25 protein-coding genes and 1 pseudogene are annotated in these 26615 nt (G+C 43.6%); 17 read left to right on the forward strand and 9 right to left on the reverse strand.

Annotated elements, in window-relative coordinates; translation table 11 throughout:
• The first annotated feature begins 71 nt into the window (after positions 1-71).
• The 4 genes from yqeC (at position 72) to AB5618_RS12630 (ending at position 2432) form a co-directional block, all read left to right on the forward strand.
• A complete protein-coding gene (yqeC, locus tag AB5618_RS12615) occupies positions 72-797 on the forward strand; it encodes a selenium cofactor biosynthesis protein YqeC (protein ID WP_148463359.1) in 726 nt (241 codons plus the stop codon).
• On the forward strand, positions 794-1504 hold the full coding sequence (locus AB5618_RS12620; RefSeq protein ID WP_148463360.1) for an NTP transferase domain-containing protein: 711 nt from the start codon (positions 794-796) through the stop codon (positions 1502-1504). Before yqeC ends, AB5618_RS12620 begins: the two co-directional genes overlap by 4 nt.
• A 317-nt stretch (positions 1505-1821) precedes the next feature.
• A complete protein-coding gene (locus AB5618_RS12625; RefSeq protein WP_118583374.1) occupies positions 1822-2121 on the forward strand; it encodes a BMC domain-containing protein in 300 nt (99 codons plus the stop codon).
• 23 nt (positions 2122-2144) lie between these two features.
• On the forward strand, positions 2145-2432 hold the full coding sequence (locus AB5618_RS12630) for a BMC domain-containing protein (protein ID WP_148463361.1): 288 nt from the start codon (positions 2145-2147) through the stop codon (positions 2430-2432).
• A gap of 122 nt (positions 2433-2554) precedes the next feature.
• Here the strand turns inward: AB5618_RS12630 and arcC are convergent, their stop codons facing one another.
• The 4 genes from arcC to dpaL all read right to left on the reverse strand — a co-directional run bounded on the left by arcC (position 2555) and on the right by dpaL (position 7931).
• Positions 2555-3502, reverse strand: a complete 948-nt coding sequence (arcC, locus tag AB5618_RS12635) for a carbamate kinase (RefSeq protein WP_179988296.1) — start codon at positions 3500-3502, stop codon at positions 2555-2557.
• 288 nt (positions 3503-3790) lie between these two features.
• Entirely contained in the window at positions 3791-4984 is a 1194-nt protein-coding gene (gene ygeW, locus AB5618_RS12640) for a knotted carbamoyltransferase YgeW (protein WP_118583376.1), read from the reverse strand.
• 356 nt (positions 4985-5340) lie between these two features.
• Entirely contained in the window at positions 5341-6651 is a 1311-nt protein-coding gene (locus tag AB5618_RS12645) for a YgeY family selenium metabolism-linked hydrolase (protein WP_368366806.1), read from the reverse strand.
• A 50-nt stretch (positions 6652-6701) separates the two neighbouring features.
• Positions 6702-7931, reverse strand: a complete 1230-nt coding sequence (dpaL, locus tag AB5618_RS12650) for a diaminopropionate ammonia-lyase (protein WP_368366807.1) — start codon at positions 7929-7931, stop codon at positions 6702-6704.
• A 238-nt stretch (positions 7932-8169) separates the two neighbouring features.
• Between dpaL and AB5618_RS12655 the strand changes: the two are divergent.
• From AB5618_RS12655 to AB5618_RS12665, 3 genes and pseudogenes are all read left to right on the forward strand, one after another.
• Positions 8170-8253: pseudogene (locus AB5618_RS12655) on the forward strand (DUF6783 domain-containing protein); the annotation flags it as partial.
• Positions 8231-9478, forward strand: a complete 1248-nt coding sequence (locus AB5618_RS12660; protein ID WP_368366808.1) for a DUF1015 domain-containing protein — start codon at positions 8231-8233, stop codon at positions 9476-9478. The pseudogene AB5618_RS12655 and the gene AB5618_RS12660, both read left to right, overlap by 23 nt.
• Positions 9479-9482: 4 nt before the next feature.
• Positions 9483-9674: a hypothetical protein gene (locus AB5618_RS12665; RefSeq protein WP_118583384.1), complete on the forward strand. Its 192-nt coding sequence runs from the start codon at positions 9483-9485 to the stop codon at positions 9672-9674.
• 213 nt (positions 9675-9887) lie between these two features.
• Here AB5618_RS12665 and AB5618_RS12670 read toward each other — a convergent pair whose 3' ends face one another.
• Entirely contained in the window at positions 9888-10526 is a 639-nt protein-coding gene (locus tag AB5618_RS12670) for a transcriptional regulator (RefSeq protein ID WP_148463365.1), read from the reverse strand.
• A 544-nt stretch (positions 10527-11070) separates the two neighbouring features.
• On the opposite strand from AB5618_RS12670, the gene hydA reads away from it, so the two are divergent.
• Positions 11071-12450: a dihydropyrimidinase gene (gene hydA / locus AB5618_RS12675; RefSeq protein WP_195391945.1), complete on the forward strand. Its 1380-nt coding sequence runs from the start codon at positions 11071-11073 to the stop codon at positions 12448-12450.
• Here hydA and AB5618_RS12680 read toward each other — a convergent pair.
• Positions 12447-13652 (reverse strand): cation:dicarboxylase symporter family transporter, encoded by a 1206-nt coding sequence (locus AB5618_RS12680; protein WP_173771981.1) that lies wholly within the window; start codon positions 13650-13652, stop codon positions 12447-12449. The two genes, hydA and AB5618_RS12680, sit on opposite strands and share 4 nt — an antisense overlap.
• Before the next feature lie 318 nt (positions 13653-13970).
• On the opposite strand from AB5618_RS12680, the gene AB5618_RS12685 reads away from it, so the two are divergent.
• The 4 genes from AB5618_RS12685 (at position 13971) to AB5618_RS12700 (ending at position 18475) form a co-directional block, all read left to right on the forward strand.
• On the forward strand, positions 13971-15020 hold the full coding sequence (locus AB5618_RS12685) for an XdhC/CoxI family protein (protein WP_173771982.1): 1050 nt from the start codon (positions 13971-13973) through the stop codon (positions 15018-15020).
• Between the two features lie 327 nt (positions 15021-15347).
• Entirely contained in the window at positions 15348-15722 is a 375-nt protein-coding gene (locus AB5618_RS12690) for a response regulator (RefSeq protein ID WP_173771983.1), read from the forward strand.
• A gap of 25 nt (positions 15723-15747) precedes the next feature.
• Positions 15748-17814 carry a hypothetical protein gene (locus AB5618_RS12695; protein WP_173771984.1) on the forward strand — a complete coding sequence of 689 codons (2067 nt, stop codon included), beginning with the start codon at positions 15748-15750 and terminating at the stop codon, positions 17812-17814.
• 163 nt (positions 17815-17977) lie between these two features.
• Complete coding sequence (locus AB5618_RS12700; RefSeq protein ID WP_173716590.1) at positions 17978-18475, forward strand: SH3 domain-containing protein; 498 nt, start codon at positions 17978-17980, stop codon at positions 18473-18475.
• A 151-nt stretch (positions 18476-18626) separates the two neighbouring features.
• On the opposite strand, the gene AB5618_RS12705 is transcribed toward AB5618_RS12700, so the two are convergent.
• Positions 18627-19106, reverse strand: coding sequence for an S-ribosylhomocysteine lyase (locus AB5618_RS12705; RefSeq protein ID WP_173769671.1), 480 nt, complete (start codon positions 19104-19106; stop codon positions 18627-18629).
• A gap of 166 nt (positions 19107-19272) precedes the next feature.
• Between AB5618_RS12705 and AB5618_RS12710 the strand changes: the two genes are divergently transcribed.
• Positions 19273-20073, forward strand: a complete 801-nt coding sequence (locus tag AB5618_RS12710) for a peptidylprolyl isomerase (protein ID WP_173771985.1) — start codon at positions 19273-19275, stop codon at positions 20071-20073.
• Between the two features lie 125 nt (positions 20074-20198).
• Here the strand turns inward: AB5618_RS12710 and AB5618_RS12715 are convergent, their stop codons facing one another.
• On the reverse strand, positions 20199-20759 hold the full coding sequence (locus AB5618_RS12715) for a class I SAM-dependent methyltransferase (RefSeq protein ID WP_179962554.1): 561 nt from the start codon (positions 20757-20759) through the stop codon (positions 20199-20201).
• 322 nt (positions 20760-21081) lie between these two features.
• Between AB5618_RS12715 and coaBC the strand changes: the two genes are divergently transcribed.
• The 3 genes from coaBC to AB5618_RS12730 all read left to right on the forward strand — a co-directional run bounded on the left by coaBC (position 21082) and on the right by AB5618_RS12730 (position 24027).
• Positions 21082-22281, forward strand: a complete 1200-nt coding sequence (gene coaBC, locus AB5618_RS12720; RefSeq protein ID WP_173716588.1) for a bifunctional phosphopantothenoylcysteine decarboxylase/phosphopantothenate--cysteine ligase CoaBC — start codon at positions 21082-21084, stop codon at positions 22279-22281.
• Between the two features lie 228 nt (positions 22282-22509).
• Positions 22510-23160, forward strand: coding sequence for an ECF transporter S component (locus tag AB5618_RS12725; protein ID WP_173716587.1), 651 nt, complete (start codon positions 22510-22512; stop codon positions 23158-23160).
• Between the two features lie 93 nt (positions 23161-23253).
• Positions 23254-24027: a type III pantothenate kinase gene (locus AB5618_RS12730; protein ID WP_173716586.1), complete on the forward strand. Its 774-nt coding sequence runs from the start codon at positions 23254-23256 to the stop codon at positions 24025-24027.
• A gap of 82 nt (positions 24028-24109) precedes the next feature.
• On the opposite strand, the gene AB5618_RS12735 is transcribed toward AB5618_RS12730, so the two are convergent.
• Positions 24110-25000: an RluA family pseudouridine synthase gene (locus AB5618_RS12735; protein WP_173716585.1), complete on the reverse strand. Its 891-nt coding sequence runs from the start codon at positions 24998-25000 to the stop codon at positions 24110-24112.
• 193 nt (positions 25001-25193) lie between these two features.
• On the opposite strand from AB5618_RS12735, the gene AB5618_RS12740 reads away from it, so the two are divergent.
• On the forward strand, positions 25194-26537 hold the full coding sequence (locus AB5618_RS12740) for an MATE family efflux transporter (RefSeq protein ID WP_295260785.1): 1344 nt from the start codon (positions 25194-25196) through the stop codon (positions 26535-26537).
• The last annotated feature ends 78 nt before the right edge of the window (positions 26538-26615 follow it).

Raw genomic sequence — 26615 nt, forward strand, 5'->3', positions numbered from 1 at the left:
ATTGTTTTTTAAGGTTACGAAGTCAGGCAAAGAATCATTGCATGAAAATAATTGGCGTGAAGGAGGTCAGGATGAAAAGATACGGTTATTTTCTGGACTTATTAAAACTTGATATAGAGAAATACCCAGTGATCGCTGTAGTCGGTGGTGGTGGAAAGACAAGTCTGATTTACCGTCTGAATGAAGAATTACAGGCTTTGGGTAAAAAAGTGATTATTTCCACAACTACCCATATGGCATATGATCCCATGCTGCCTCTGGTAAAGAGTACTGATCTTGAGCAAGTCTCGGAAATATTGAAAGAACACGGTTTTGCAGCAGTTGCCGATATTGAAGAAACTTCTGGAAAAATGTGTGCCATAGAGGAAACAGCATTGAAGAAACTGGTTCCTTTTTGTGATGTTATGCTGATCGAAGCAGACGGAGCGAAACGAAAACCCTTGAAGGTTCCTGCTGACTGGGAACCGGCAATTCCTGATTTTGCAGACGTAGTAGTAAGTGTGATCGGTCTGGACTGTCTTGGCAAACCCATCTGTGAGACCGCCCACCGTGCCGAATACACCAGCTCTTTTCTTGAAAAAAATCTGGAAGCACCTGTTACCGAAGAAGACATAGAAAAAATAGCAACCTCTGTTCACGGTTTGTATAAAAATGTAGACCATAAAGTTTACCGTGTATATTTAAATAAAGCAGACGTATTGCACGATTCTTCTCCGGCAGAGCATATAGTAGAAGACCTGGCGAAGCAAGGCACAATAGCCGCATATGGCAGTTTAAGAGAGGCAGAAAAATTATGAAGATTGCATTGATTATGCTGGCAGCTGGAAACAGCCGTCGGTTTGGAAGAAATAAGCTTTTATATGAGATCGAAGGGAAGCCTATGTACCGGCATATTCTGGAGAAACTGCTGATCGTGGCAGAATGGCTTGAAGAAACAGAGTGTATTGAAAAAGTGGAATGCGGTGAACATTTGGAAAAGCAGAATGAGGAAGGCTATAAAGAAGAACATATAGAATGCAATAAAGTAATTGCACCTCTTGGTGAAATAAAGGGGAAATTATTTAAACAGAGAGAGTGTTATAAAAGAATAACAGTAGTCACCCAGTACGAAGAAATAGAGCAGGCCGCAAGATCCCTGGGTGTAAACGTATACATCAACCCTCATCCGGACGAGGGAATCTCCTCCTCCCTGAAAATCGGCTTAAAAGCCAACTTAGACGTTGATGCCTGCCTTTTTACCGTTTCCGACCAGCCCTGGCTCACCATCGCCACAATTCGCCAGCTCATCACCCTCCTAAAAACATCAGGCAAAGGAATCGCCTGTGTCTCCTGCGAAGGAAAACTTGGAAACCCCTGCATTTTTACAAAAAAATATTACGACTCCCTGCTCTCCATTAACGGAGATAAAGGTGGTAAAGCTGTGATAACTGCACATAGAGATGATACGGTTGTTTTGAAGGTGAATGATGTGAAGGAACTTACTGATATGGATGTTAAATTGTAAAGAACGCTCTCTTTAAAAGCTATTGTCTAATATATGACATTTCAGAAAAAATGAGCAAAAGTATGGAATCTTTTATACACGGAAGCAGTTGAAAACGATATTTGAATATAAAATGTGGGATTTTGTTGTATTTTGTGAATTTGTGTGAGATTCCAGCCAGAAATTACTTGTAATTATGATAAAAACAAGGTATACTAATGGAAAAGAAAGCAGTCGGGAGAAGTGTTTTTATTTCTGCTTGCAAGAAGAGTTCCGTGGGTGTTTTACGTGAACAGAGTGAGCAGTACCCCATTTTCCCGTCTTACAAGGAGGATAAAATGGCAGATAACTATGATGGCATGGCAGTTGGGGTGTTTGAACTGGATAACCTGGTAGCCTGCTTTGTGGCTCTTGATGCAGCATCCAAGGCTGCAAATGTAAAGATCCAGAGCGTAGAGAGAAACCGACTGAAAAGTGGAGCCTGTGTAAAAATGCGCGGCAGTGTTTCCGATGTAAATGCAGCTATGGAAGTGGCATTGGAGACTGCGAAGCCCCTTGGTAAAATCGTTTCCCATACGGTAATTGCATCCCCCACAGCAGACACGGAAACAGCACTTAAGATGACCATTAACAAATAGAACATGTCAGGAGGAAATAGAAGATGTCTTATGGAGCATTAGGATTGGTAGAGGTTCTGGGAAGCTGCAATGCAGTAGTTGTCCTTGACCAGATGCTGAAAACATCAGATGTAGAATTCCGTACCTGGCATACCAAGTGCGGAGGTCATGCAACTGTATTTTTAAGCGGTGATGTAGCCGCAGTGAAGGCTGCGGTAGATGCGGTGAAAGAGAATCCGCCTTGTGAAATCGTGGCAGCAGCCGTGATTTCAGCACCATCAGAAGAAACATCGCGACTGGTGGAAGAAGAGGAAGAGAAACATCATAAATGATTTTTCAAACACGCTCTGGCGTATAAAAAGGGTATGGTGTAAACCATACCCTGCTAAATAATCTAAGTGAACTTTGAGGTCAAATTTCTATTATTGGTGACTCTATCAGTCCCAAACACTTCTTACAAATGAATCTGTGTCCCCGTCTTTCCCATAATACCATCTTTGGCTTTTTCCAACAGGGTGATCATAGCTGTACGGCCGGTGCCGGAGCTTGCAAAGTCTACGCAGGCCTGAACCTTCGGCAGCATAGATCCAGCGGCAAACTGGCCTTCTTCAATGTATTTTCTGGCCTGGGAAACAGTAAGATCGTCCAGCCATTTCTCATTTTCTTTGCCAAAATTAACGGCAACTTTTTCCACAGCCGTCAGAATGATCAGCATATCTGCATCCAGCTGCTTTGCAAGCAGGCAGCTTGCGAAATCTTTGTCAATGACTGCGGAAGCACCTTTTAGATGGTGGCCTTCTAAGGTTACCGGGATTCCGCCCCCGCCACAGCAGATGACGATCTTGTTGGCATCTACAAGGCTGTTGATGGCATCCTGCTCTACGATTTCCACTGGCTTTGGAGAAGCAACCACACGGCGGTAGCCGCGGCCTGCGTCTTCTTTCATAACATGCCCGTAGGCTTTTGCCTGGAAATCAGCTTCTTCCTTGGTAAGGAATTTACCAATTGGTTTGCTTGGATTTTCAAATGCAGGATCCTCAGGATCTACACGAACCTGTGTGACAACGGTGACAACCGGTGTACGCATGAAGCCACGTTTGCGAAGCTCTTCACGGAGCGCGTTCTGAAGGTCATAGCCAATGTAAGCCTGGCTCATAGCTACACAGACAGAGAGCGGAGTGTTTGGCTGTGCCTGATCTTCGTGGGTAAGCGCAGTCATGGCGTTGTTGATCATACCTACCTGTGGTCCGTTTCCGTGAACCACAACTACCTGGTGACCTTCCTCAATAAGGTCGCAGAGCGCCTTTGCAGTAGATTTTACTGCTATCATCTGTTCTGGAAGTGTATTTCCAAGTGCGTTGCCGCCAAGGGCAACCACGATACGTTTTCTTTTATATATCATAAAAACCTCCTCTGATAAATATTTAGGAAGGAGTAAACCAGAGTTTGTTAAAAAAAATCATTCCTGCGAATTGCGATTAATATTCCGCAGAAAGCCTGTGTGGGCGATACTCTAATATAACCACTTCTATAAATATTATCGTAAACAATCTATAAAATAGCAATTTGATAGTTACTGGTCGCGGAGTGAACAGTAACATTTGATATACTAAAAATATATCAAGTATAAGAAATACCATCAAAAATGAGAACAAAAAAGGGCTGTATTCCTACAGCCCCCTGAAAAGCATTATTCCATAATTCTCGGAGCAGCCTTTACTTCCAGTTTTTTCAGGATATCCTGTGGGTTTTCAAATTTGGAGAGCATGATCATTGCTGCAATTACATATGGTTTGAAGCTTGCTTCTTTATAAAGCGGGATACGGTAACGGTCAAATACGCTTGCATCAACCTCACCGGTCTCACAGCTTACGCCTGTAATATCAGCTGGCAGACAGTGCAGGTAAAGCGCTTTTCCGTCCTTGGTAGTCTTCATAAGTTCTTCTGTGCAAGCCCAGTCTTTGTGCTCTGCGTTCTGAGCAAGAAGCTCTTTCTCCAGTTTATCGATTCCGTCGAAGTCGCCTTCACCATAGAGATTGGTACGTTTTTCCATTGCTGCAAATGGAGCCCAGCTCTTTGGATAAACGATATCAGCATCTTTGAATGCTTCTTCCATGCTGTTTGTCTTTGTGAAAGAACCGCCGGACTTCTCAGCATTTTTCTTAGCAATTTCCTCAACCTCTGGCATTACATCGTATCCTTCCGGATGCGCCAGAACAACGTCCATACCGAAACGTGTCATAAGTCCGATGACACCCTGTGGAACGGAGAGTGGTTTACCATAGGAAGGAGAGTAAGCCCATGTCATAGCAAGCTTTTTGCCTTTCAGATTCTCGACACCGCCGAATTCGTGGATGATGTGAAGCATATCTGCCATACACTGAGTAGGATGATCAACGTCACACTGAAGGTTTACAAGAGTAGGTCTCTGCTCAAGAATGCCATCTTTATTTCCTTCTGTTACAGCATCCATAAAATCTTTCTGATAAGTATGTCCCTTACCGATGTACATATCATCACGGATACCGATTACATCAGCCATGAAAGATACCATGTTGGCTGTCTCACGAACGGTCTCACCGTGTGCAATCTGGGATTTCTTCTCGTCCAGATCCTGTACCTCAAGTCCAAGAAGGTTGCAGGCAGAAGCGAAGGAGAAACGGGTACGTGTGGAGTTGTCACGGAAAATGGAGATTCCAAGACCACTCTCGAATACTTTCGTGGAGATATTGTGCTCTCTCATGAAGCGGAGAGCGTCAGCAACTGTGAAAACAGCCTCCAGTTCCTCATCTGTTTTATCCCATGTCCAGAAGAAGTCGTTGTTGTACATTTCTTTGAAGTTAAGGCTGTTAAGCTTGTCGATGTAATCCTGTAATGTTTTCATGAATTTTCTCCTTATATAAATAAAATTTATCTGGTACAGAGAATATTAAGGAACCGTTATATTGATTGGTCTGATTTTTCAATACTGGGTCAATATCGCAGATACTTAATTTTCGCTGTACTGGTTAATTGTGAAAAGTACTATGTGTAAAGTGGAGGTATGGAGCAGACACATTGTAACAGCTGTCTGCTCCAAGGGTGTGCAGCTTGCGGAAAAGCGTTTGGGGCACACGTATAACCTCATGGCAGTTTATAATTTCTGATAACGATTCACAGGTACTGTTACGCAAGGTGTGTAGCTCTGAACGTGCGGAACAGTTGCAGTTTCTGTAGTTCTGATAAACAGGTATTTCCGGATTATTTACAGTAAGCAGTAGGAAGCGCTGCGTAAACAGCTGCACATCTTACCAGATCATCTTTCCATGTTTTCTCGTTTGGAGCGTGAGCCTGTGCCTCTGCGCCAGGTCCAAATCCGATACATGGGATTCCGTTACGTCCCATAATGGAAACACCGTTGGTAGAGAATGTCCACTTGTCGGTAAGAGGACGGACTTTTCTCATGGCTTCTGTCTCAGCATTGCCCATACGCTCTGTGCCATACAGATTGTGGTAAGCTTCCTCAAGAGCAGAAGTAACCTTGTGATCCTTCGGGATTACCCATGTTGGGAAATAGCACTCGATTGGATATACCAGCTCTGTCCAGGATGGACGGGAGTACTCATACATGGAAACCTTAACATCATCTCCATACTTCTTGACAGATGGAAGTGCGCGGATCTCATCCAGGCAGCTCTCCCAGGTCTCTCCTGCTGTCATACGACGGTCAAGGGAAACGGCACAGGAGTCAGCAACTGCACAACGGCTTGGGGATGTGAAGAAAATCTCAGAAGTAGTAACAGTACCTCTTCCAAGGAAGTTTGCTTCTTCCCATTCCGGGTTGTATTTCTTATCCAGCATTTTTACAAGACCTTTGATCTCGGTCTCATCTGCAGCATCATTTTCATTTAATGCACGAACATCCTGAAGGATGTCAGCCATCTTATAGATCGCGTTGTCGCCACGCTCAGGAGCGGAACCATGGCAGGAAACACCTTTTACATCAATACGGATCTCCATACGTCCGCGCTGTCCACGATAGATGCCGCCATCTGTAGGCTCTGTGGAAACAACAAATTCCGGACGAACCTTATCTTCGTTGATGATGTACTGCCAGCAAAGACCATCGCAGTCCTCTTCCTGAACAGTTCCTGTAACAACAACCTGATATTTGTCATTAAGAAGACCAAGATCTTTCATGATCTTAGCACCGTAAACAGCAGATACGATACCACCCATCTGATCAGAAGTTCCACGTCCGCCGATCTCTGTCTCAGTTTCGAAACCTTCGTATGGATCAAATTCCCAGTTGTCTCTGTTTCCGATACCAACAGTATCAATATGTGCATCAAAGCCAATCAGAGTGCTTCCGGTTCCCATGTAACCAAGAATATTTCCCATAGGATCCACTACGACTTTATCAAAACCAAGCTTCTCCATCTCTTCTTTAATACGCATTACATGATCTTTTTCGCCGCAGCTCTCGCCTGGAAAATGAACCAGTTCACGAAGAAATTTGGTCATATCTGCTTCATAATTCTGTGCAGCTTCTTTGATTTTGTTATAATCCATAACTTTTTACCTCCGTTTTTTGTAAAAAAGTATCATATTGTTATAAAAAATTATTCGCTTAATGATTCGTTTGTTCCGTATAAGCCATCCCATACGATCTCACGGTAACGAACAGGATCTGTATCACCTTCTGTGGAGATTACCAGAATGTTGGAATTCTCATCCAGCTTCAGGGCCTCTTTCAGATCTTTGGCATCTTCGTCATGAAGCGCTGTATATGCAAGCCCCAGCGGAACAGAACCGGATTCACCAGATATGATGTGTGGATCGTTTTCAAGAGGATTGGCATAAATACGTGTTGCCTTGGCACTCATCCAGTCTGGGCAGGATGCGAAGACGGTTACATGATTCTTTAGGATGTCCCATCCGATGGTATTTCCCTCGCCGCATGCAAGACCTGCCATAATGGTCTGAAGATCACCGGTTACATTTACCAGATTGCCGTCGGCCTGAACAGCAGAGCGATAGAGGCAGTCGGCAGCACTTGCTTCGCAGACAACCATTACCGGAGGATTTTCTTTATATTTGTGGGCAAAATACCCTACAACTGCACCTGCCAGAGAACCAACACCTGCCTGTACAAATACGTGTGTCGGGCGGTCAACACCGTTCTCCTTAAGCTGTTTATCGGCTTCCAGTACCAGAGTGCCGTATCCCTGCATGATCCAGGATGGAATCTCCTCATAGCCGGCCCATGCAGTATCCTGAACGATGATGCCATGTTCTGTCTTAGCTGCTTCTGCGGCAGCCATTCTTACGCAGTCATCATAATTTACTTCTTCGATGGTTACTTCGGCGCCTTCCTTGGCGATGTTGTCAAAACGTGTCTTAGTGGTTCCTTTAGGCATTCTGACTACGGCTTTTTGTCCAAGGCGTTTAGCAGCCCATGCAACGCCGCGACCGTGGTTTCCATCTGTAGCAGTGAAGAAAGTAGCCTGTCCGAATTCTTCTCTTAATTTATCAGAAGAGAGAACATTGTAAGGAAGCTGGCTGATATCGCGGCCGAGTTCCTTCGCTATGTAACGTCCCATTGCATAAGAGCCTCCAAGAACCTTAAAGGCGTTTAATCCGAAACGATAGGATTCATCTTTGCAGTAGATGCCCTTTACTCCAAGATAGGAAGCAAGAGCGGAAAGCTTCTGCAGTGGTGTTACGGAGTACTGGGGGAAACTTTTGTGGAATTCATTTGCTTTGGTTACGTTTTCTTCGGACATCAGGTCCAGGAATTTATCATCAGATCCCGGAACATGATTGACCGTCCATTTCAGTCCGTCTGTCATGGTGAAAACCTCCTTCGTGGTTTTAGTTATTAGAGTACATCTTAACTACATTTTTGTTTTCCTTATAAGTATAATAACATAAATAAATCAATTTGCAATAGAAAAATACAAAAAAATTTAGCTTTCTCAAAAAATATTTAGTCTAATTGCAAGAGCCTTCTGATTGTGGTAAAATATAGGGTATGGCATTTGAAAAAAGCCGAAGAAAAATAATGAAAATACTTTTGAACCGGATGTATGGAGCGTGCAGATTGCTGAAATGATTTTTCAAACACGCTACGGGAAAGGAGCAAGATTTTATGGCAGTATTTCGTGCATTTAAAGCACTTAGACCTACAGAGGGAAAGGCAGCAGCAGTAGCTGCCCTTCCCTATGATGTAGTGAATAGAGAAGAGGCAGCAGCCATTGGGAAAGAGAATCCGGATTCTTTTCTCCATGTAGACAGAGCAGAGATGGATCTGCCGGCAGAGACGGACCTTTATGATGCGAAGGTTTATCAGAAAGCGAAAGAGAACTTGCATAAGATGGAGGAGACTGGCGTTCTGGTTCAGGACCATAAGCCATGCTACTACATATATGAACTGGTACGCAAGGGGAAGGTTCAGACTGGAATTGCAGGCTGCGCTTCTATTGATGATTATCTGAATAATGTGGTGAAAAAGCATGAACTTACCCGATCAGATAAAGAGCTGGACCGAATCAATCATGTGGATGTATGTGATGCTAACACAGGCCCCATTTATCTTGCCTGCCGTTATACAGATGCGCTGAATGCTCTTCTTGAGCAGTGGAAAAAAGAGCACAAAGCCGCCTATGATTTTACAGAAGAGGACGAGATCACACACCGTGTGTGGGTGATCGATGGGGATGAGGCGATTAGCCAGATCCAGGATGAGATTGAGAAGATCCCTGCACTTTATATTGCAGACGGACATCACAGAGCAGCCTCTGCTGTGAAAGTGGGGCTGAAGCGACGCCAGGAGAATCCGGATTATACAGGGGAAGAAGCGTTTAACTATTTTCTTTCCGTTGTTTTTCCATATGACCAGCTTACCATTCTGGCATATAATCGTGTGGTGAGGGACCTGAATGGGCAGAGCGTGGAAGATGTCCTTGAGAAAATTAAAGAAAACTTTGACATGACGATTGTTCCGGGTTTTCCTGCAAAGCCAGTGGAGAAGCATTGCTTTGGTATGTATCTTGATGGTTTCTGGTATCTTCTGAAAGCGAAGCCGGAGCTTTATGAGGGAAAAGATGTGGTTGGTCAGCTGGATTCCCAGATTCTTCAGGATGTGGTTTTAGGTCCGGTTCTTGGCATTGGTGATCCAAGGACTGACAAGCGTATTAAGTTTGTAGGCGGAAGTCATAAGTTAAGAGAGCTTCAGGGTATGGCAGATGAGACCAGAGGCGTTGCGTTTGCGCTTTATCCTACTTCTATGGAAGATCTGATGCAGATTGCAGATGAGAGTAAGCTTATGCCGCCGAAATCCACCTGGTTTGAGCCGAAGCTGCGAAGCGGGATCTTTGTGCATAAGCTGAGAGGATGATAAAATGGAAACAGAAGAATTTATCTCAGGTTTTTGCAGAACCTGTAACGGCAGTCAGACAGTGTGCTGTGAATATGAAGAAAAAGATGGGAAAAGGATACTTACCTTTATGGACTGTGCCTATAAAAGATGTGTAAATCAGGGCGCCTGTGAAATTTATAAAGAAGCGCACCAGTTGGGAAGCGAGGAAGAGTAGCCGCAGCCTGCAGGTAGCAGACTGCAGAAAGCCTTTTTAAACACGCTCTAACGAACAGCAGGTAAAACTGGCAGAGGGTGTTCTGACTGGTTTTATAAAATAAGCCATATAATAACCAAATCCTGTAATGAGGAGACGGTATTATATGGCTTTTTTATAACATGTTTCCAATATGTTATTTTTGTTATAAAATATAAAAAAATAATTATAATATTACTTGTTTACATCAATATAACTATAAAGCGTATATTTAGAGATTCCAAAATAATTCGCTACTTTATCTCCGGACTTTGTAATAAGGAAAGCTCCGGAATCATTAAGAAACTGGATCGCAGTTACCTTATCCTCTTTATTCATGAGAGCTACCGGCTTGCCTACAAGCTTCACGGATTCCTCGATGAGACGATCCAGAAGATCGTTGACACTGTGAGTGATCTGCTTCGGCTTCTCTTCTTTGTTCTTCGGGGTGATCAGATCATCAAGAGCACTGTTGATCAGGGTCAGCTTGGTGATGTCGTAGTTGATGCCGAATACATAGTGAAGGCTGCCGTCATCGTCCTTTATATATGAAGTACTGCACTTCAAAATCTTGCCGTCTGCTGTTTTCATCAGGTAACCATTGTGGTCGGCTGGAGCATAGTCACTTCCCCGTCCTTTCTGGCGGATGCCGTCGAAAACTGCGTCCGATGGACCGTCACCTACATTTCGTCCGGTTACGTGTCCGTTTACAATATAGATAATGGAATGTTCCGGTTCTTTTGTCTTCAGATCATGGATGACGACCTCGCAGTCGGTCCCGAATTCTGCTGCGATATCCTGCGCAATCTGCTCTAAGACAGTTAATCTTCCCATATTTGTTCCCTCCTGTTTTGGATTTGATTTTTTTATTAAAAGCAGGAAAATCCTGCCATGGGTCGATGCCTGGAATCTCCGCATAGAATCCGGGCATCCTGTCTGTATTTATTACTGTTCACTGGGAGCGTTCCGCGAGGTGTTTTTTGTGAACAGAGTTCACAGAAAACCCGAGAATGTCGGCGCGAAATCATGCAAGGCATGATTTCTGTGCATCGCGAAGCGGGTCGCTGTGAACGTAGTGAACAGTAACCTGTATTCGTATGTTGCAGATAGTAACGAATGACTTACTATATTTATAATAGCATGTCAGAAAAAAAATAAAAAGACAATTTTACAAAAAAATTATTGAAGGCTTAAAAAAATTCGTATTTATTTTGTTGAAGATGGAAAATACATGTGGTATATTTACATTAAAATAAGATATGAGGTAAATAAAATTGGTTATTTTGTATAAATGCAAGTCAATGTGGAAGAAAAATAAATACAGGACTGGTTTGGAAATTGCAGATAACCATAGAAATGTGAAGGGAGGATCTGTTGTATGAAATATCTTTTGAAAAACGGAACCGTAATATCAGGTGCAGGCACAAGGAAACAGGATGTGTTGGTGGAAGGCGAAAAAATCATAAAAGTAGGAGAGGAGCTTTCACAGCCAGATGCCAAGGTGGTGGATGTATCCGGTAAGCTCCTTTTCCCGGGATTTATTGACGGACATACCCATTTTGACCTGGAGGTCGCAGGTACTGTAACAGCAGATGATTTCGAGACAGGAACAAGAGCGGCAATCCTTGGCGGAACCACTCTGGTTATTGATTTTGCTTCACAGGATAAAGGTGGACATACCCTGAAAGAGGGCCTTGAGAAGTGGAACAAAAAGGCTGACGGCAAATGCTCCTGTGACTATTCTTTTCACATGTCCATTGTGGAATGGAATGAGGAGACAAAGAAAGAAATTCAGGATATGATTAATGAGGGCATTACCAGCTTCAAGCTATATATGACTTACCCGGCAATGATCGTAGACGACGAGGATCTTTATAAGATCATAAAGGCCTTAAATGAAAAAGGCTGTTTCGCAGGCGTACATTGTGAAAATGCAGGCGTGATCGACGCATTGACCCAGGAAGCGAAAGCACAGGGAAAACTGGGTCCGGAGAATCATCCTCTTGTACGTCCGGATACCATGGAAGCCGAGGCAGTACACCGTCTTCTTGTAATTGCGAAGGAAGCAGGAGCTCCGGTCATGGTGGTGCATTTGACCAACCGCAAGGCATACGAAGAAATCATCCGCGCTCGGGAAAATGGCCAGACCGTATTTGCAGAGACCTGTCCTCAGTATCTTCTTCTGGACGACAGTGTTTATTCCAAACCTGATTTCGAAGGTGCCAAATATGTGTGCGCTCCGCCAATCCGCAAGAAAGCGGATCAGGAATGCCTGTGGAAAGCCCTGGCAGATGGAGATATCCAGACTGTAGCTACAGACCAGTGCAGCTTTACCCTTGCCCAGAAAGCAATGGGAAAAGCGGATTTTACCAAGATTCCAGGTGGCCTGCCGGGAGTTCAGACAAGGGGAACTCTTCTCTACACTTACGGCGTGCGCGCCGGAAAAATTACGATAGAGAAAATGTGCCAGCTTCTGTGTGAAAATCCAGCTAAGTTGTACGGTGTATATCCAAACAAAGGAGCTATCGCCGAAGGCAGCGACGCAGACATTGTAGTATTTGATCCGGAAAAAGAGAACGTGATCTCTGCGAAAACACATGCCTATAATACAGATAACAACCCCTATGAGGGTTTTGAAGTCCATGGAGATATTGATAAAGTATTCCTTCGCGGAAACCTTGCTGTGGATGAAGGAAAACTGGTGCAGGAGAAACTTGGAGCTTATATTAAGAGAGGGCTGAGACAGCCGCTGGCCTAGAGCCTGTTTGAAAAATCATGTCTTTTTACATATCCTGTCAGAAACAGTGCAGCGGCTCCGTCACATGTGGCATTACATGCTGCTGCAAAAGCATCATTCAGTGCAAAAACAGCGAACATCAGCGCCATACCGGAATCTCCGAATTTCAGGATTCCGGTCAGGGTTCCCAGGGATACCATTACGGTTCCCCATGGAAGCCCGGGTGTACCAATGGAACAGGTGGCAAGCAAAATACTGAAGATCAACATAGTTCCCGGTGCAGGAACAGAGCCGTACAGAATACGGGAGATCATCATAGCGAAGAATACCTCTGCAAGCACAGAACCACAGTGATGAATCTGGGTAAAAAGAGGAATTGCCTCTTTGATAAGCTCGGAATCAAGCGGCACACATTTGTCAGCTGCTTTCTGTGAATATTTTTCCACAGCTGTGGAAGAATGGGTTCTTAAAGCCATTTTACAGACCGGTATATAATTTTTCAGAATTCCCCATGCCTTTTCTCCGGCATAAGATCCTGCAATATGATACAGAACCAACACCCAGACCATATAAGCCGGAATTATAATAATAAGTGCCAGAAGCAACAGTGGCAGATACTTGATGAAATATCCCTGATAAGCCAGTGTACAAAGAGAAAGCCCGATATAAGCAGGTAACAGTGGAAGAAGAATTCTGGACATCAGGGAAAGGGTAATTCCCCGAAACTCCTGCAAAAGCTCTTTGGTTCGCACTGCATTGGTCCAGCAGGCACCAAGGGCAAGCAAAATAGCAAGTACTAACGCGCTCAGTGCAGAAACCGGTGCTGGAATGGGAAGCTCAAACAAGGTATCCGGCAGGAAGCGGAAAGATAAACTGTCTGTGGATACCGGAAGTCTTGGAATGATCAGATATCCAAGAACGGATGCGAAAGCTGCGGCTCCAAGCATGGAAAAATAAGTGATCCGGACAACTGGCGCGGTGGCTGGTGTGGGAGCTTTTTTTACGGAAATAATGGAAGATGCCACAAGACCGATAATGATCAGCGGTGCCAGAAAGGTGATTATCTGACTTAGCACATAACGGGCTGTAACCACCAGATTCAAAGCCCCGGAGGTCAGCCCCATAGTTCTTGTGGCATTTAAAAACAGGCCTGCAAGGAGGCCGGGTATACTGACTGCCAGAATCCGAATGGGAAAACTGGCCATAATTCTTTTTTTCTTCATTGTGAAAATTCCTCCGGATGTATTATAATATATAGGAATGAAAGGTGCAATGAAATTTTAACCGCTGCATCATCCTCTTGCTAATAAAAGGTTATTGTTCACTGGTAACATTCCGCGAGGTGTTTTTTGTGAACAAAGTTCACAGAAAACCCGAGAATCTCAGCGCGAAATCATGCGAATGCATGATTTCTGTGCATCGCGAAGCGTGTTACTGGTCACGGAGTGAACAGTAACAATAAAAGGGATTGATTAAAGAATGCCTGGTAATGATGGCAGGAAGGGCTGGGTAGTTGATATGACAGGATGGAGTGAAAAATCATGTATAATAAAATTTATCAGATTCTTGATGAAAAAGGCAGGGCAAAAACTGGAATTTTTCTGGATGGACCATATATGGGAAAGAAGTGCATTTTGAAACCGGAAACGGTTATTAGAGAAGAAAACTGTGGTGAAGTTGCTGAAAAAAAATCAGGTGTACAGCTGATCCCCGAGAAAACGGAAGATGCTTCCATATGGGATAATTATCTGAATATTCTGAGTGAGACGAAAGAGACAAAAGTAATAGAAGCAGACGGTCACCGGCTTTTCGTAGAAGACTACCGCAAGAACCCGCGGCTTGTGATCTTTGGCGGCGGTCACGTATCACAGCCAACTGCCCATCTGGGAAAAATGCTTGGCTTTCATGTAACGATCATGGATGACAGAGAAGATTTCGTGACAAAGGAGCGATTCCCGGAAGCAGACCAGCTGGTCTATGGTGATTTCAAAGAACTGGACAAATATATTACTCCTTATGAAAATGCCTACTATGTAATACTTACCAGAGGCCACATTGGTGATGCTGACTGCCTTCGCAGGCTTCTCCATCGTCCCTATGAATATCTTGGCATGATCGGCAGCAAAAACAAAGTACGGATCACCAGGGAAAATCTTTTGAAAGAAGGCTATACAAAAAAGCAGTTGGATGAAGTCCATGCACCGATTGGAATTCCTCTTGGCGGGCAGCTTCCGGAGGAAATTGCAGTGAGCATTATGGCAGAGATCATTAAGGTAAAAAATCAGCATTATTCCGCCTACTGTGATGAAAAAGTAGAGACAGCAGTTCTGGAAGGTCGTCATGGTGTCATGGTCACCATCGCAGAGAAATCCGGCTCTTCTCCAAGAGGAGTAGGAAGCAAAATGTTCGTAGAACCGTCCGGACACATTACAGGCAGCATTGGCGGCGGCAAAGTAGAGTACGAAGCCATCAGTCATTGTAAAGAAGTAAAAGAAAAAGAAGTAAAACACTATGCCTTAACAGCAGACGGCCAGGACAGTCTTGGAATGATCTGCGGCGGGCAGGTGACGGTGGTATTTGAGCGGGTATAAGTTATGGAATGGGAAAATGTTCCTGTAACACGTACAAGATCACATTGTAAAACAATAAGAAAACAGGCTGGCTTCTACAGAAGATATGTGGATCAGTCTGTTTTCTTTGAGTATATAAAATATAGATGTGATGCCACTGCTAAAAAAAGAAATTAATCCCTGTCCGCTCCGACAGACAATTCCCCAAACTTAAAATTATCTAAATACCATAGATTTACAATTCGTGTCATTTTCTGTCGTTTCGTGACAGAATTATTGAAATAATTTTCGACTTTTTTATAATGAGAATAACAAATGGGAGACATCAGATGGAAAAGGAGGGATGTCGTGTATTGTATTGCTATATTGACTGATCAGAAACAGGAAGGACAGAAATGTTCGGAATATATCAGGAATTACTGTACAGAAAAGAAAGTTTTTCCATTGATTGAAATTTATCAGGATCAGGAACAATTTTTTGAGTGGACACGAAAAACAGTACCTGCAGTGGTGCTTCTTGCATTACCTGGTGTGTCCGGGCTGAATGCTGCAGAACATCTTCGTTCCTTATATCCCAAATGTGGGATCATCTGGTGCAGTGATCTTGATTTTTCGCTTCATGCGTTCAGGATGCGGATAGAATATTTTTTTATGAAACCTGTGGAAGAGCAAAAAATAAAAGAAGGACTTTCCATTTGGTTTGAACGCAGCAATGTAATATGACAAAAACACTTTGGAGGAAAACAATATGAAGAAAAGAGCTTTAATTCTTGCAATGATTACTTTTATAGCTGCTGCAACATCTGAACCATCAATAAATATGGTACGTGCAGAGGAAACACAGGCAGAAGAAATACAGACAGAGGAAAATACAGGTCAGACATCAGAACTGCCCATAAAGACACTTACACAGAAGGTTATTGACGAGAATCCTTATATGGCAGCAAGTGATTCCAATATTCATCATGACTGCTACAATACAGATTCCACAGACGAGGTATTACCGGTAGGCATTTATTCAGAAATTAATGTTTCTTATGAAAAAACCAATGCAAATGCGTCTCCTGCTATCTTTTTCGATTCTTATGGACATGCAGTGGTTCCGTTGCTTGGTGGACTGGCAATTCGTGATATCAATGCAGAGGAAACACAGACACTGGGATATTTTTCTCCAAAACAGCATGACAATGGAGAATATCTGATCCAGAGCTCCTATTCCTTTGTAGATGAGAGTAACCGTCTGGTGTGTCCGACCAATAATAACCATGTGCTGATGCTGAAGGCAACAGATGAAGACGGAAACGTACTTCCGGAATTTGAGAAAGTGCTGGATATTGATATTAAAGCAGCGGCAGAGGCAGCACTTGGAAAAACACTGGATCAGAATCTTCTTGCGGTAGTGTTTGACTATGAAGGAAATCTCTGGTTTGCAACCGGAGGATTCCGCATTTACCCTGACAGGAAACAGCAGGGTGCTATGGGCTATATTTCCCGTACAGCTATTGATGCCATTTTAAATGGAGAGGAAACTGATCTGTCAGATGCCGTCTTCGTATATGAGCTGGCTCCGGGAGAGGGTGCAGAGAATGGAATTGCAGCATCCAAGGATGGAGCAGTGATCCTGACGAATCAGAACTGTTATCTGCTGCAGGCGGACAATGGGGTGAAGAAAATCTGGGAAACTCCTTACGAGAGTGCTGGCGCGAAAGAAAGCAAAGAAGGGGATGAAACAACTGGCGGAGGTCTTGCCTGGGGCAGCGGATGCTCTCCATCCCTTACAAAAGATCTGGTGATGTTTACCGATAATCAGGAGACCGTAAATCTTCTTGCCCTGGATATGAAAACAGGAGAAGTTGTCGCAAATCTCCCTGTGATCGATGAACTTCCGGAGGGCAGCCAGGTAGCTGTTGAAAATTCTGCGATCGTATATGATAACGGTGCAGGAACCGTAAGTACCATCGTATGTAACTGGTTTGGTGCAGGAAGTGCCAACCTGGGAAAAGAGGACAGTGATTCTTCTATTCAGAGTTATACCAATATTTATGATGAAAATTGGTTGAAACAGGGAAATAAAATGATCACGCCGGGTGTGGAACGCGTAGATACGATTAAGACTGAGGATGGATACGAAATGAAGAGTATCTGGTGCAGAAGTGATCTGTCAGATACTTCCATGATGAAATTATCTACGGCAACCGGATATATCTACGGATATGTACAGAATCTGGAAACCGGTATGTGGCAGTATATTATACTTGATTTTGAGACCGGTGAAACTGTTTTTTCCATGGATGTTGCCAGCAAGCCTATGTACAACAACATGGCTATCGGAATGTATGCCGGAAACAGCGGAAATTCACTTTATTGTCCTACCGGTTATCTGGAACTTCTGAGACTTCAGGACAGATTCGTTTATCTGCCGGAAATGCCTTATCGTAAGGTTGATCTGGATCAGGCAATGCGCAATGTGTTAAGCCAGGAGAAATTTGCGGCAGATGGTGGCCTGGGAGATGTGGAAGGATGGCTGAATACGATCACAATTGAGAATGTGCATCCGAATACAACCGTTGCAATACGTATGAAAGGAATCTCTGGGGAAACAGGTTCTCTGAAGCTGTATGCATATGGCACAGATGGTACCTTGAAAGAAGTTCCGGCAGAGAAATGGCATATCCAGACAGAAGATGGTGAAATACCGGATACATTATCCGAAGATGTACTGTATGAGGTACACATGACTGTGGAAGATGGCGGCGACTTTGATCTCAGTGAAACGGAAAAGGAGATTAAGATATCTGCTGTTCTGGGAATCTGAAGGATATGCTTTATTGCAAAGATACACTTAGGGGTTGCATAATTTGTAATAATACTGTATATTAATTGTAACGATTCGCGAAATGAGTCTGTTTTTGTAATATTATTTAAAAGAAGATGAATCAATTCAAAGCACCATTGCTTTGTAAAGGAGGAACTATATTATGAAAAAAGCAGGTTTGGCCGTTTTGCTTCTGGGCGCAGCGCTTTGCATCCCTGGATGTGGATTTGAGGAAGGTGCAGGAGCAAGCGTTACAGTTATACAGGCAACCCCGACCCCTATTCCAACACCAACCCCTGAGGCAACTCCTACACCAGAAGTTACGCCTACTCCAGAACCAGTTGTAGAGCAGACTGCAAGCGGTGTGAATGTAACTAAGCAGGATGGTACATATGTTGCGAATGCAGATATTAACCTTCGTGCAGATGCAAGTGCAGATGCTACCTGGATCGCAGGTGTAACAAGCGGTACACAGCTTACAAGTACAGGTGTATGCGACAATGGCTGGATTGAGGTTTCCTATGAGGGACAGACTGCTTATGTATCCGGTGATTATGTAAGTGCAGTGGCAGCTGACGGTGCAGCCGCAGATGGAACTGCTGATCAGGCAGCTACAGAAGGAAGCGCAGATGCTGCAGCTGATGAGGCTGTCGCAGGCTGACAGGCTGGAAATTTAAGCGATGAAATGATGAGATGAAAGACGCTATGTAAATGGATGATATTATCGTTTGCATAGCGTTTTTTGAGTACTAAAGAAATTCCCTCCTGCCATGAAATGGTAAGAGGGAGATTTCTGAATATATCAAATCAAATTATTTCGGATAAACCAGTCTGTCTGGTTTGATATCATACAGCACTTCATCCAGGAACTTCTTAGCCAGATATTTCGCCATTCCAAGGTTCATATCCAGATAATTTCCACAATCTTTCGGGGAAGCACCAGGAACCTCGCCCTCGAAATCACGGATAAACTCAAAGGTTTCAACCATAAGCGGAACAATATCCTTAGATTCATAATCTCCGTTCAGCAGCAGATAATTGCCGGTACGGCAGCCCATTGGTCCCCAGTAGATCATCTTCGGTCCGAATTCCTTGTGGTTGCGAAGAAAAGTAGCAGCAAGATGCTCAATGGTGTGAAGCTCTGCTGTGTTCATAACAGGCTCCTCATTTGGGGAAGTCATACGGATGTCAAAAGTGGTGATCACACTATTTCCAACCGGATCCTTGCGGGAAACGTAAACGCCTGGCTGAAGTTTGATGTGATCTATTGTGAAACTGGTAATCTTTTCCATAAAAAAGACCTCGCTTTCTGATAAATTCTTTCTTGATTTTAGCAGACAATACAAGCTGTGGCAAGACAAAGAAAAAGAAATTGAACAATCTGTGAAAACAATTGTTTTTTACGTGATTTTCGTTATAATAGAAAAAGATGGCATCAAGAATTGGAGGCATAAAATCATGAAAAAAAGAAAAATTCTGGCAATGCTGATGGTGGCAGCTCTTTCCGCAGGAATGCTGGCAGGCTGTGGTTCAGATGATACGAAAGAGGAAAGCAAGAGCACAGAAGCAGCAGATACTAAGGAGAATACAGAAGAAAATAAAGACACAGAAGAAACAAAAGAGGAAAGTACAGAGGAAAGTGCTGACCAGTCAGAAGGAACGGAGGAAGAAGTTTCCGGCTTTACAGACGGTTCCGGGGATGGAGAAGATACAGATACAGCAGACGATACCAGCACTGTTCTGGATACTTCAGAGCCTCTTACCGGTCTTCATCATGCAGAGATTGAGGTGAAGGACTACGGCACCATTAAGGTGGAACTGGATGCGGACACAGCACCTATCAGTGTAACCAACTTTGTGAAACTGGCACAGGAGCATTTCTATGACGGACTTACTTTCCACCGTATTATTGATGGATTTATGATCCAGGGCGGAGATCCGGAAGGAACCGGAAGAGGAGGCTCTGATGAGACTATTAAGGGCGAGTTTTCTGAGAATGGCGTAAAGAACGATATTTCCCATGAGAGAGGTGTGATCTCCATGGCAAGATCCTCAGACCCGGACAGTGCAAGCTCCCAGTTCTTTATCGTACAGTCTGACAGTACCTATCTGGATGGACAGTATGCCGCTTTCGGACATGTGACAGAAGGCATGGACATTGTTGACCAGATCTGCAAGGCTGCAAAGCCTACAGATAACAATGGAACTATTTCTGCAGATGAGCAGCCGGTGATGACAAGCGTTACCATTATAGATTGATAAAGTACAGTTTGAGAATACCGAAGATAAAACACCCCTTTGGCAGACACAAATAATTGTAGTCTGTCTAAGGGGTGTTTTTTGAGTAAATACATGGGAAAAAGTTGTTGCTTTTTGTATACAAGTTACAGTTTGACTACAAGTACGGGCATAGGCGGATGATTAGGCCGGTTGTAATATTCTGTTTTAATAACCAGAAATTTCCTGGAATCCAGCACCTTCAGCCATTTCAGCAGTGCATCCCGTTCCTCAAACCCGGAATCTCCGCCGCTGTAGATACACAGCATCAGGATCCCGCCCTTTTTCAAAAGGGACAGGGATACGGTAAGTGCCTGAATACTGGATTCTGCCCTTGTGGCAAGAGTATGATCGCCCTTCGGCAGATAGCCGAAATTGAATACAATGCAGCTTACACTCACAGGCTCTGCGTATTTTCCCATATTTACGTGGGAATCCAGAAACAGTTCATAATTGTGAGGGGCATTTTCTTTTTCAAGCCGCTCTCTTGTATTGGCAAGTGCCATTTCCTGAATATCGAAAGCGAGTACATGCCCTTTTTCCCCACAAAGACGGGAAAGAAGCAGAGTGTCATTTCCGTTACCCATGGTGGCATCAATGCAAAGCTCTCCCTCTTTTACATGCTCTGAGATAAAGTGGGCGCACCACTGTGTGATCTGGTAGTTCATAATGGTTCCTTTCTTTTGTAGTATCCTTATTATCAAAGACGAAAACAGATGGCAAAATTTCCCGCAAAGTGGGGTGTGCACGTTACGGGAAGGATTTTTTTACATGCTCTGGAATGGCTGTTAAAAGTCCAAGGCTATTATAACAGATAATAAAACAAAGAAAAGATGCATATAAAGGTAAATTATGTATGAAAAGCTGAACATATAAAAAATACATTGCATTCATACGTCTCTTTGCATTATAATAAGCGGTACGGACAAAAGGTATAAAATAACAGATGAATTTTGTCCAAAAGATTTCAAAGAGAGATGAGGGAAGATAATGTTAGAGGGAAAGACAGTTCTTCTGGGAGTTACTGGAAGTATTGCAGCATATAAGATCGCATATCTTGCAAGTATGCTGAAGAAACAGCAGGCAGACGTTCATGTGCTAATGACCAGAAATGCCACTAATTTTATTAATCCCATTACTTTTGAGACACTTACCGGGAATAAATGCCTTGTGGATACCTTTGACCGGAATTTTCAGTTCCAGGTAGAGCATGTGTCCATTGCGAAAAAGGCTGACGTTGTGATGATCGCACCGGCAAGTGCCAATGTGATAGGCAAGCTGGCTCATGGAATTGCAGACGACATGCTTACAACCACCATTATGGCATGCAGATGCAAGAAATTTATTTCTCCGGCGATGAACACCAATATGTTTGAGAACCCCATTGTTCAGGATAATCTAAAAATCCTGGAGCATTATGGATACGAAGTGATCGATCCTGCTGTGGGCTATCTTGCATGTGGCGATACCGGAGCAGGAAAAATGCCGGAGCCGGAGACTCTTTTAAACTATATTTTGAGAGAGTGTGCCTGTGAGAAGGATATGAAAGGGCTGAAGGTGCTGGTTACCGCCGGTCCTACCCAGGAAGCAATTGATCCTGTCCGTTATATTACCAACCATTCTTCCGGCAAGATGGGCTATGCCATTGCAAAAATGGCTATGCTGCGCGGAGCAGATGTCACACTGGTGAGTGGACGTACTGCACTTACACCGCCGCCATTTGTAAGAGTGGTTCCGGTGGTAACAGCCAGAGATATGTATGAAGCTGTAACCTCTGTCAGTCAGGAACAGGATATTATCATTAAAGCAGCAGCAGTGGCAGACTATCGTCCGGCCAGTGTGAGCGATGAGAAAATCAAAAAGAAAGACGATGACATGTCCATTGCCCTTGAGAGAACAGATGACATTCTGAAATATCTTGGAGAGCACAAACCGGATGGACAGTTTCTCTGTGGCTTTTCCATGGAAACAGAGAATATGATCGGTAATTCCAGAGTCAAACTTACCAGGAAAAATCTGGATATGGTAGCTGCCAACAATGTAAAAATGGCAGGTGCCGGATTCCAGGGGGACACCAATGTTCTGACTCTGATTACACAGGATGAGGAAGTATCACTCCCGCTAATGAGCAAGGAGGATGCAGCCGGTAAGATCCTGGATAAAATACTGCTTGAGAGAGTTCGCAGATAGTTATTTACAGGCTGTCATTTTGATAGCATTTATAAATCTTTTGCGAAGCCGCAGGCAGTGGCACTGGTGTTATATTCGCAGATTGTATTTTGTAAATCTGGACAGAGGATAACACATTTTTCAGAGTGGCGGGTAAATACCAAAAAAACATGCCCGCTGTTCCATACCGTATTGTATCCCTGGGTCTGAACAGGCTCTAATATAGGGAACGATAACAAGGAGGACAATATGAACAAAAAATTTACAACATCTCAAATCACCTTACTGGGCCTTATGATCGCAATTCTGCTTCTTATGGCTTACACACCTCTTGGATACCTGAATATCGGGCCTCTTGCAATCACCTTTAATATTATTCCGGTTGCCGTCAGCGCAATTACAATGGGACCTGTAGGCGGAGCCATCGCGGGAGCCGTATTCGGACTTACCAGCTTTGGTCAGTGTATCGGCATTGGAGGTACCAGCCTTATGGGTGTTACCTTATTCGGAATCAATCCATTCCTGGCGTTTGTTCAGAGATTTATTCCAAGACTGGTTGACGGACTTCTTCTTGGATATATTTTCCGGGGAGTCCGCAGGAAATCAAAAAATATTTATCTTTCCTGTGCTGTAACAGGATTTCTTTCCGCATTTTTAAATACTCTGTTTTTTATGGGGTTATTGGTTTGCCTTTTTGGAAATACCGAGTATGTACAGGGACTTATGGGTGGAAAAAACGTGATTCTGTTCATCTGTACATTTGTAGGAATCAACGCAGTATGTGAAATGCTTTCCGCTACCGTTATCACAGGCGCTGTAGGTGCAGCCCTTTACAAGGCAAGGCTTCTTCCGGAAACAGAGAAGAAATCTGAGAAAGTGGTAAAAACAGCAGAAGTTTAAGAAAATTGAAAACAGACAGACTGTTTGCAAAAATGGCCGCTGATTGCGGCTGAAAGCAGTCTGGCTGATGATAGAGAAATCATGGAGGAAAAAATGATTTTAGCAATTGATATTGGAAACACAAATATTGTGGTTGGCTGCATTGATTCAAAGCAAACCTATTTCATTGAGAGACTTTCCACTGTCCGTACAAAAACAGAACTGGAATACGCAGTTGACCTGAAGACAGTTTTGGATTTATATCATATTAAGCGGATTGATATTGAAGGCTGCATTATTTCCTCTGTAGTACCGCAGATTACCAATGCCGTGAAGCTTGCAGCTGAAAAGGTTCTGAAAAAAGAACCTATGGTATTGGGACCAGGTGTAAAAACAGGACTGAATATCCTGATGGATAATCCCGGACAGCTTGGAGCAGATCTTGTAGCAAATGCAGTTGCAGGAATTCATGAATATTCTCTTCCACTGGCAATTATTGATATGGGAACTGCAAGTACGGTAAGCGTAGTAGATGAGAAGAAGCATTATGTGGGAGGCATGATTTTTCCCGGAATGGGAGTGTCCCTGGATGCCCTTACTGCCCGTGCTTCTCAGCTTAGCGGAATCAGTATTGAAGCACCGAAGCGCATCATTGGAAAAAATACCATTGAATGCATGAAAAGCGGTGTGATTTACAGCAATGCAGCAGCCCTTGACGGAATTGTTGACAGAATTGAAGAAGAGCTTGGTCAGAAAATTACAGTTGTTGCAACTGGTGGTCTTGCCCGTAAGATTATCCCACATTGCAAGCGGAAGATTTTGCTGGATGAGGATCTTTTGTTAAAAGGTTTGCTCATTATATATGAGAAGAACAGAAAAGAATTATAAGCTTTCTGAGAATGAAAAATGAGACAGGTCAGAACTTCACGGTTATGAGGTTCTGACCTGTTTTGCCCGAATTCGGTTGCCGTTAGGAACGATGAAAGGCATCTGCAAAATCTTCTGGGACAGGGGCAGTCATACACATGTTTTCTCCTGTAACAGGGTGAGCAAATTCCAGCTGAAAGGAGTGCAGGGGCTGTCTTTTTATAATTCTGTAATCTGGATTGTAGAGAAAGTCTCCTGGCAGCGGATGTCCAATGTACTTCATATGCACACGGATCTGATGAGTGCGTCCGGTTTCCAGATGGAGCTCGATGAGAGAGTAGGAATGATAGGTGTCTAATCGCTCATAATGTGTGACCGCACTTTCCCCATTTGCGAAATCCACCTGTCTTTCGATGGTGGAATCTGCTGCGCGCCCGATAGGCGCATCAATAGTTCCTTGCTCTGGTGCGATTCCCTGTACAATTGCCAGATAGGTACGCCGGATCTGACGCTGTTTCATCTGGGCAGAGAGAACTGCTGCACTATAAGGATTTTTCGCCAGGATCAGGGCTCCTGTGGTGTCTCTGTCCAGACGGTTGATGCAGCGGTAGACGAAATGCTGTCCTTTTTCTTTAAAATACCAGGCAACTCCATTCGCCAGTGTATTATCATAATTTCCAATGGAAGGGTGCACAGGCATGTCTGCCGCCTTATTTATGACTAAAATATCTTCATCTTCATATAGAATAGAAAGGTCCATTCTCACAGGCAGGATATTCTCAGTGTTGTCCGCTTCCGGAATATGTATGTGAAGAGAATCTCCGACCTGAAGAACTGATTTCCCAAATCCCCGCTCACCATTTAGCTGAATCGCATTTTTATCTGCCTTCATGGAAGATAAAATTCCCCGGGAAAAGCCCTTGTTCCTGAGAAAATCAAGAAGCTGCATTCCTTCCTGCTCTGGCTGTATCGTGTATGTAAGAATTCTGTCCAAGGTGTTCCTCCTGAAATTGTATTAAAATTATGTTGAAACATAAGGATTGTGCGTAATTAAATACTGTATTTTTTTCGCTCAAGGTGTATAATAGCACAGAAAATATTTGCATGGAAGTATCTGAAGCAGTTTTATGAGATATACATCCATGCGACAGGAACTATTTATATATTTAAGGAAAAAGAGAAAACATATGAAACAACAGCAACATCTTTTTACAAACAAAATGCTCCGGGCGCTTCTTGTTCCTATTATTATGGAACAGCTATTAAATGCCTTGATGGGTACGGTAGATACTATGATGGTCAGCAATGTAGGTTCTGCGGCCATTTCCGCCGTTTCTCTTGTGGACTCCATCAATGTATTGATCATTCAGGCCTTTTCTGCACTGGCAGCAGGAGGTACCATTATCTGTACCCAGTATCTTGGCCAGAAGAATCACGAGATGGCAAACAAATCAGCCAGGCAGGCACTTTTTATTATAACGGCTATTTCTGTTTTCATCGTTGTGCTTGGACTTGCTTTCCGTGCACCGCTTCTTAGCTTTATTTTCGGAAAAGTAGACGCGGATGTTATGAAGAATTCCATGGTATATTTCTTTTATACTGTGCTGTCCTATCCTTTTATTGCGCTTTATGATGCCGGAGCATCCATTTTCCGTGCACAGGAAAACACCAGAGGACCGATGGTAATCTCCATTATTTCCAATGTGATGAATATTGTGGGAAATGGAATCCTGATCTGGGTATTTCATATGGGAGTTGCCGGAGCCGCCATTTCTACACTGGTATCCAGAATTTTTTGTGCAGTGGTAGTGCTTTATCAGCTTAGAAAAGACAGGCAGCCAATTGTGGTACGTGATTATCTGAAAATCCGTCCGGATGGAAAAATGATTGGCAGGATTCTTGCTCTTGGTATTCCTTCTGGTATAGAGAACAGCATGTTCCAGCTTGGAAAGCTGGCAATCCAGTCTACAGTCTCTACGCTTGGAACCACTGCAATTGCAGCCCAGGCTATGACCAATATGCTGGAGATGTTAAATGGAACAGCTGTAATTGGTGTTGGAATCGGACTTATGACAGTAGTGGGACAGAGTCTTGGAGCCGGAAGAAAAGACGAGGCAGTTTATTACATGAAGAAACTGATGATCTTTTCCGAAGTCTTTCTCATCGCCTGCTGTGCAGTGGTATATGTCCTTGCACGGCCGATTACCATGATTGGTGGAATGGAAGCTAAAAGCGCTGAAATGTGTCTTGATATGATGTTCTGGATCACCATTGTGAAACCAATCGTATGGATGTTTGCGTTTATTCCGGCTTACGGCATGCGTGCGGCAGGAGATGTGAAGTTTTCCATGATTACTTCCTGCATTACTATGTGGACTTTCCGCTTTTGCCTGTGCGTTTATCTGATCCGGGTCTGTGGCATGGGACCGATGGCTGTCTGGATCGGAATGTTCACAGACTGGACGGTACGTGCGATCGTGTTTGGTCTGCGGTTTAAGAGTGGAAAATGGATGGAACATAAAGTTGTGTAAAAGGTTACTGGTCAAGGAGCAACTGTAAAAGATAAGGAAAGCTATCCCCTTTTATTGACTTTTAAATGGCAAAATTAT

This window comes from Ruminococcus sp. J1101004sp1_RTP21198st1_B9_RTP21198_201120 (assembly GCF_040924245.1).
Taxonomy (GTDB): Bacteria; Bacillota; Clostridia; order Lachnospirales; family Lachnospiraceae; genus Blautia_A; species Blautia_A faecis.

Coding starts and splice junctions, on each gene's coding strand:
- yqeC (WP_148463359.1), top strand. CDS start 72: ATGAAAAGATACGGTTATTTTCTGGACTTATTAAAACTTGATATAGAG.
- AB5618_RS12620 (WP_148463360.1), top strand. CDS start 794: ATGAAGATTGCATTGATTATGCTGGCAGCTGGAAACAGCCGTCGGTTT.
- AB5618_RS12625 (WP_118583374.1), top strand. CDS start 1,822: ATGGCAGATAACTATGATGGCATGGCAGTTGGGGTGTTTGAACTGGAT.
- AB5618_RS12630 (WP_148463361.1), top strand. CDS start 2,145: ATGTCTTATGGAGCATTAGGATTGGTAGAGGTTCTGGGAAGCTGCAAT.
- arcC (WP_179988296.1), bottom strand. CDS start 3,502: ATGATATATAAAAGAAAACGTATCGTGGTTGCCCTTGGCGGCAACGCA.
- ygeW (WP_118583376.1), bottom strand. CDS start 4,984: ATGAAAACATTACAGGATTACATCGACAAGCTTAACAGCCTTAACTTC.
- AB5618_RS12645 (WP_368366806.1), bottom strand. CDS start 6,651: ATGGATTATAACAAAATCAAAGAAGCTGCACAGAATTATGAAGCAGAT.
- dpaL (WP_368366807.1), bottom strand. CDS start 7,931: ATGACAGACGGACTGAAATGGACGGTCAATCATGTTCCGGGATCTGAT.
- AB5618_RS12660 (WP_368366808.1), top strand. CDS start 8,231: ATGGCAGTATTTCGTGCATTTAAAGCACTTAGACCTACAGAGGGAAAG.
- AB5618_RS12665 (WP_118583384.1), top strand. CDS start 9,483: ATGGAAACAGAAGAATTTATCTCAGGTTTTTGCAGAACCTGTAACGGC.
- AB5618_RS12670 (WP_148463365.1), bottom strand. CDS start 10,526: ATGGGAAGATTAACTGTCTTAGAGCAGATTGCGCAGGATATCGCAGCA.
- hydA (WP_195391945.1), top strand. CDS start 11,071: ATGAAATATCTTTTGAAAAACGGAACCGTAATATCAGGTGCAGGCACA.
- AB5618_RS12680 (WP_173771981.1), bottom strand. CDS start 13,652: ATGAAGAAAAAAAGAATTATGGCCAGTTTTCCCATTCGGATTCTGGCA.
- AB5618_RS12685 (WP_173771982.1), top strand. CDS start 13,971: ATGTATAATAAAATTTATCAGATTCTTGATGAAAAAGGCAGGGCAAAA.
- AB5618_RS12695 (WP_173771984.1), top strand. CDS start 15,748: ATGAAGAAAAGAGCTTTAATTCTTGCAATGATTACTTTTATAGCTGCT.
- AB5618_RS12700 (WP_173716590.1), top strand. CDS start 17,978: ATGAAAAAAGCAGGTTTGGCCGTTTTGCTTCTGGGCGCAGCGCTTTGC.
- AB5618_RS12705 (WP_173769671.1), bottom strand. CDS start 19,106: ATGGAAAAGATTACCAGTTTCACAATAGATCACATCAAACTTCAGCCA.
- AB5618_RS12710 (WP_173771985.1), top strand. CDS start 19,273: ATGAAAAAAAGAAAAATTCTGGCAATGCTGATGGTGGCAGCTCTTTCC.
- AB5618_RS12715 (WP_179962554.1), bottom strand. CDS start 20,759: ATGAACTACCAGATCACACAGTGGTGCGCCCACTTTATCTCAGAGCAT.
- coaBC (WP_173716588.1), top strand. CDS start 21,082: ATGTTAGAGGGAAAGACAGTTCTTCTGGGAGTTACTGGAAGTATTGCA.
- AB5618_RS12725 (WP_173716587.1), top strand. CDS start 22,510: ATGAACAAAAAATTTACAACATCTCAAATCACCTTACTGGGCCTTATG.
- AB5618_RS12730 (WP_173716586.1), top strand. CDS start 23,254: ATGATTTTAGCAATTGATATTGGAAACACAAATATTGTGGTTGGCTGC.
- AB5618_RS12740 (WP_295260785.1), top strand. CDS start 25,194: ATGAAACAACAGCAACATCTTTTTACAAACAAAATGCTCCGGGCGCTT.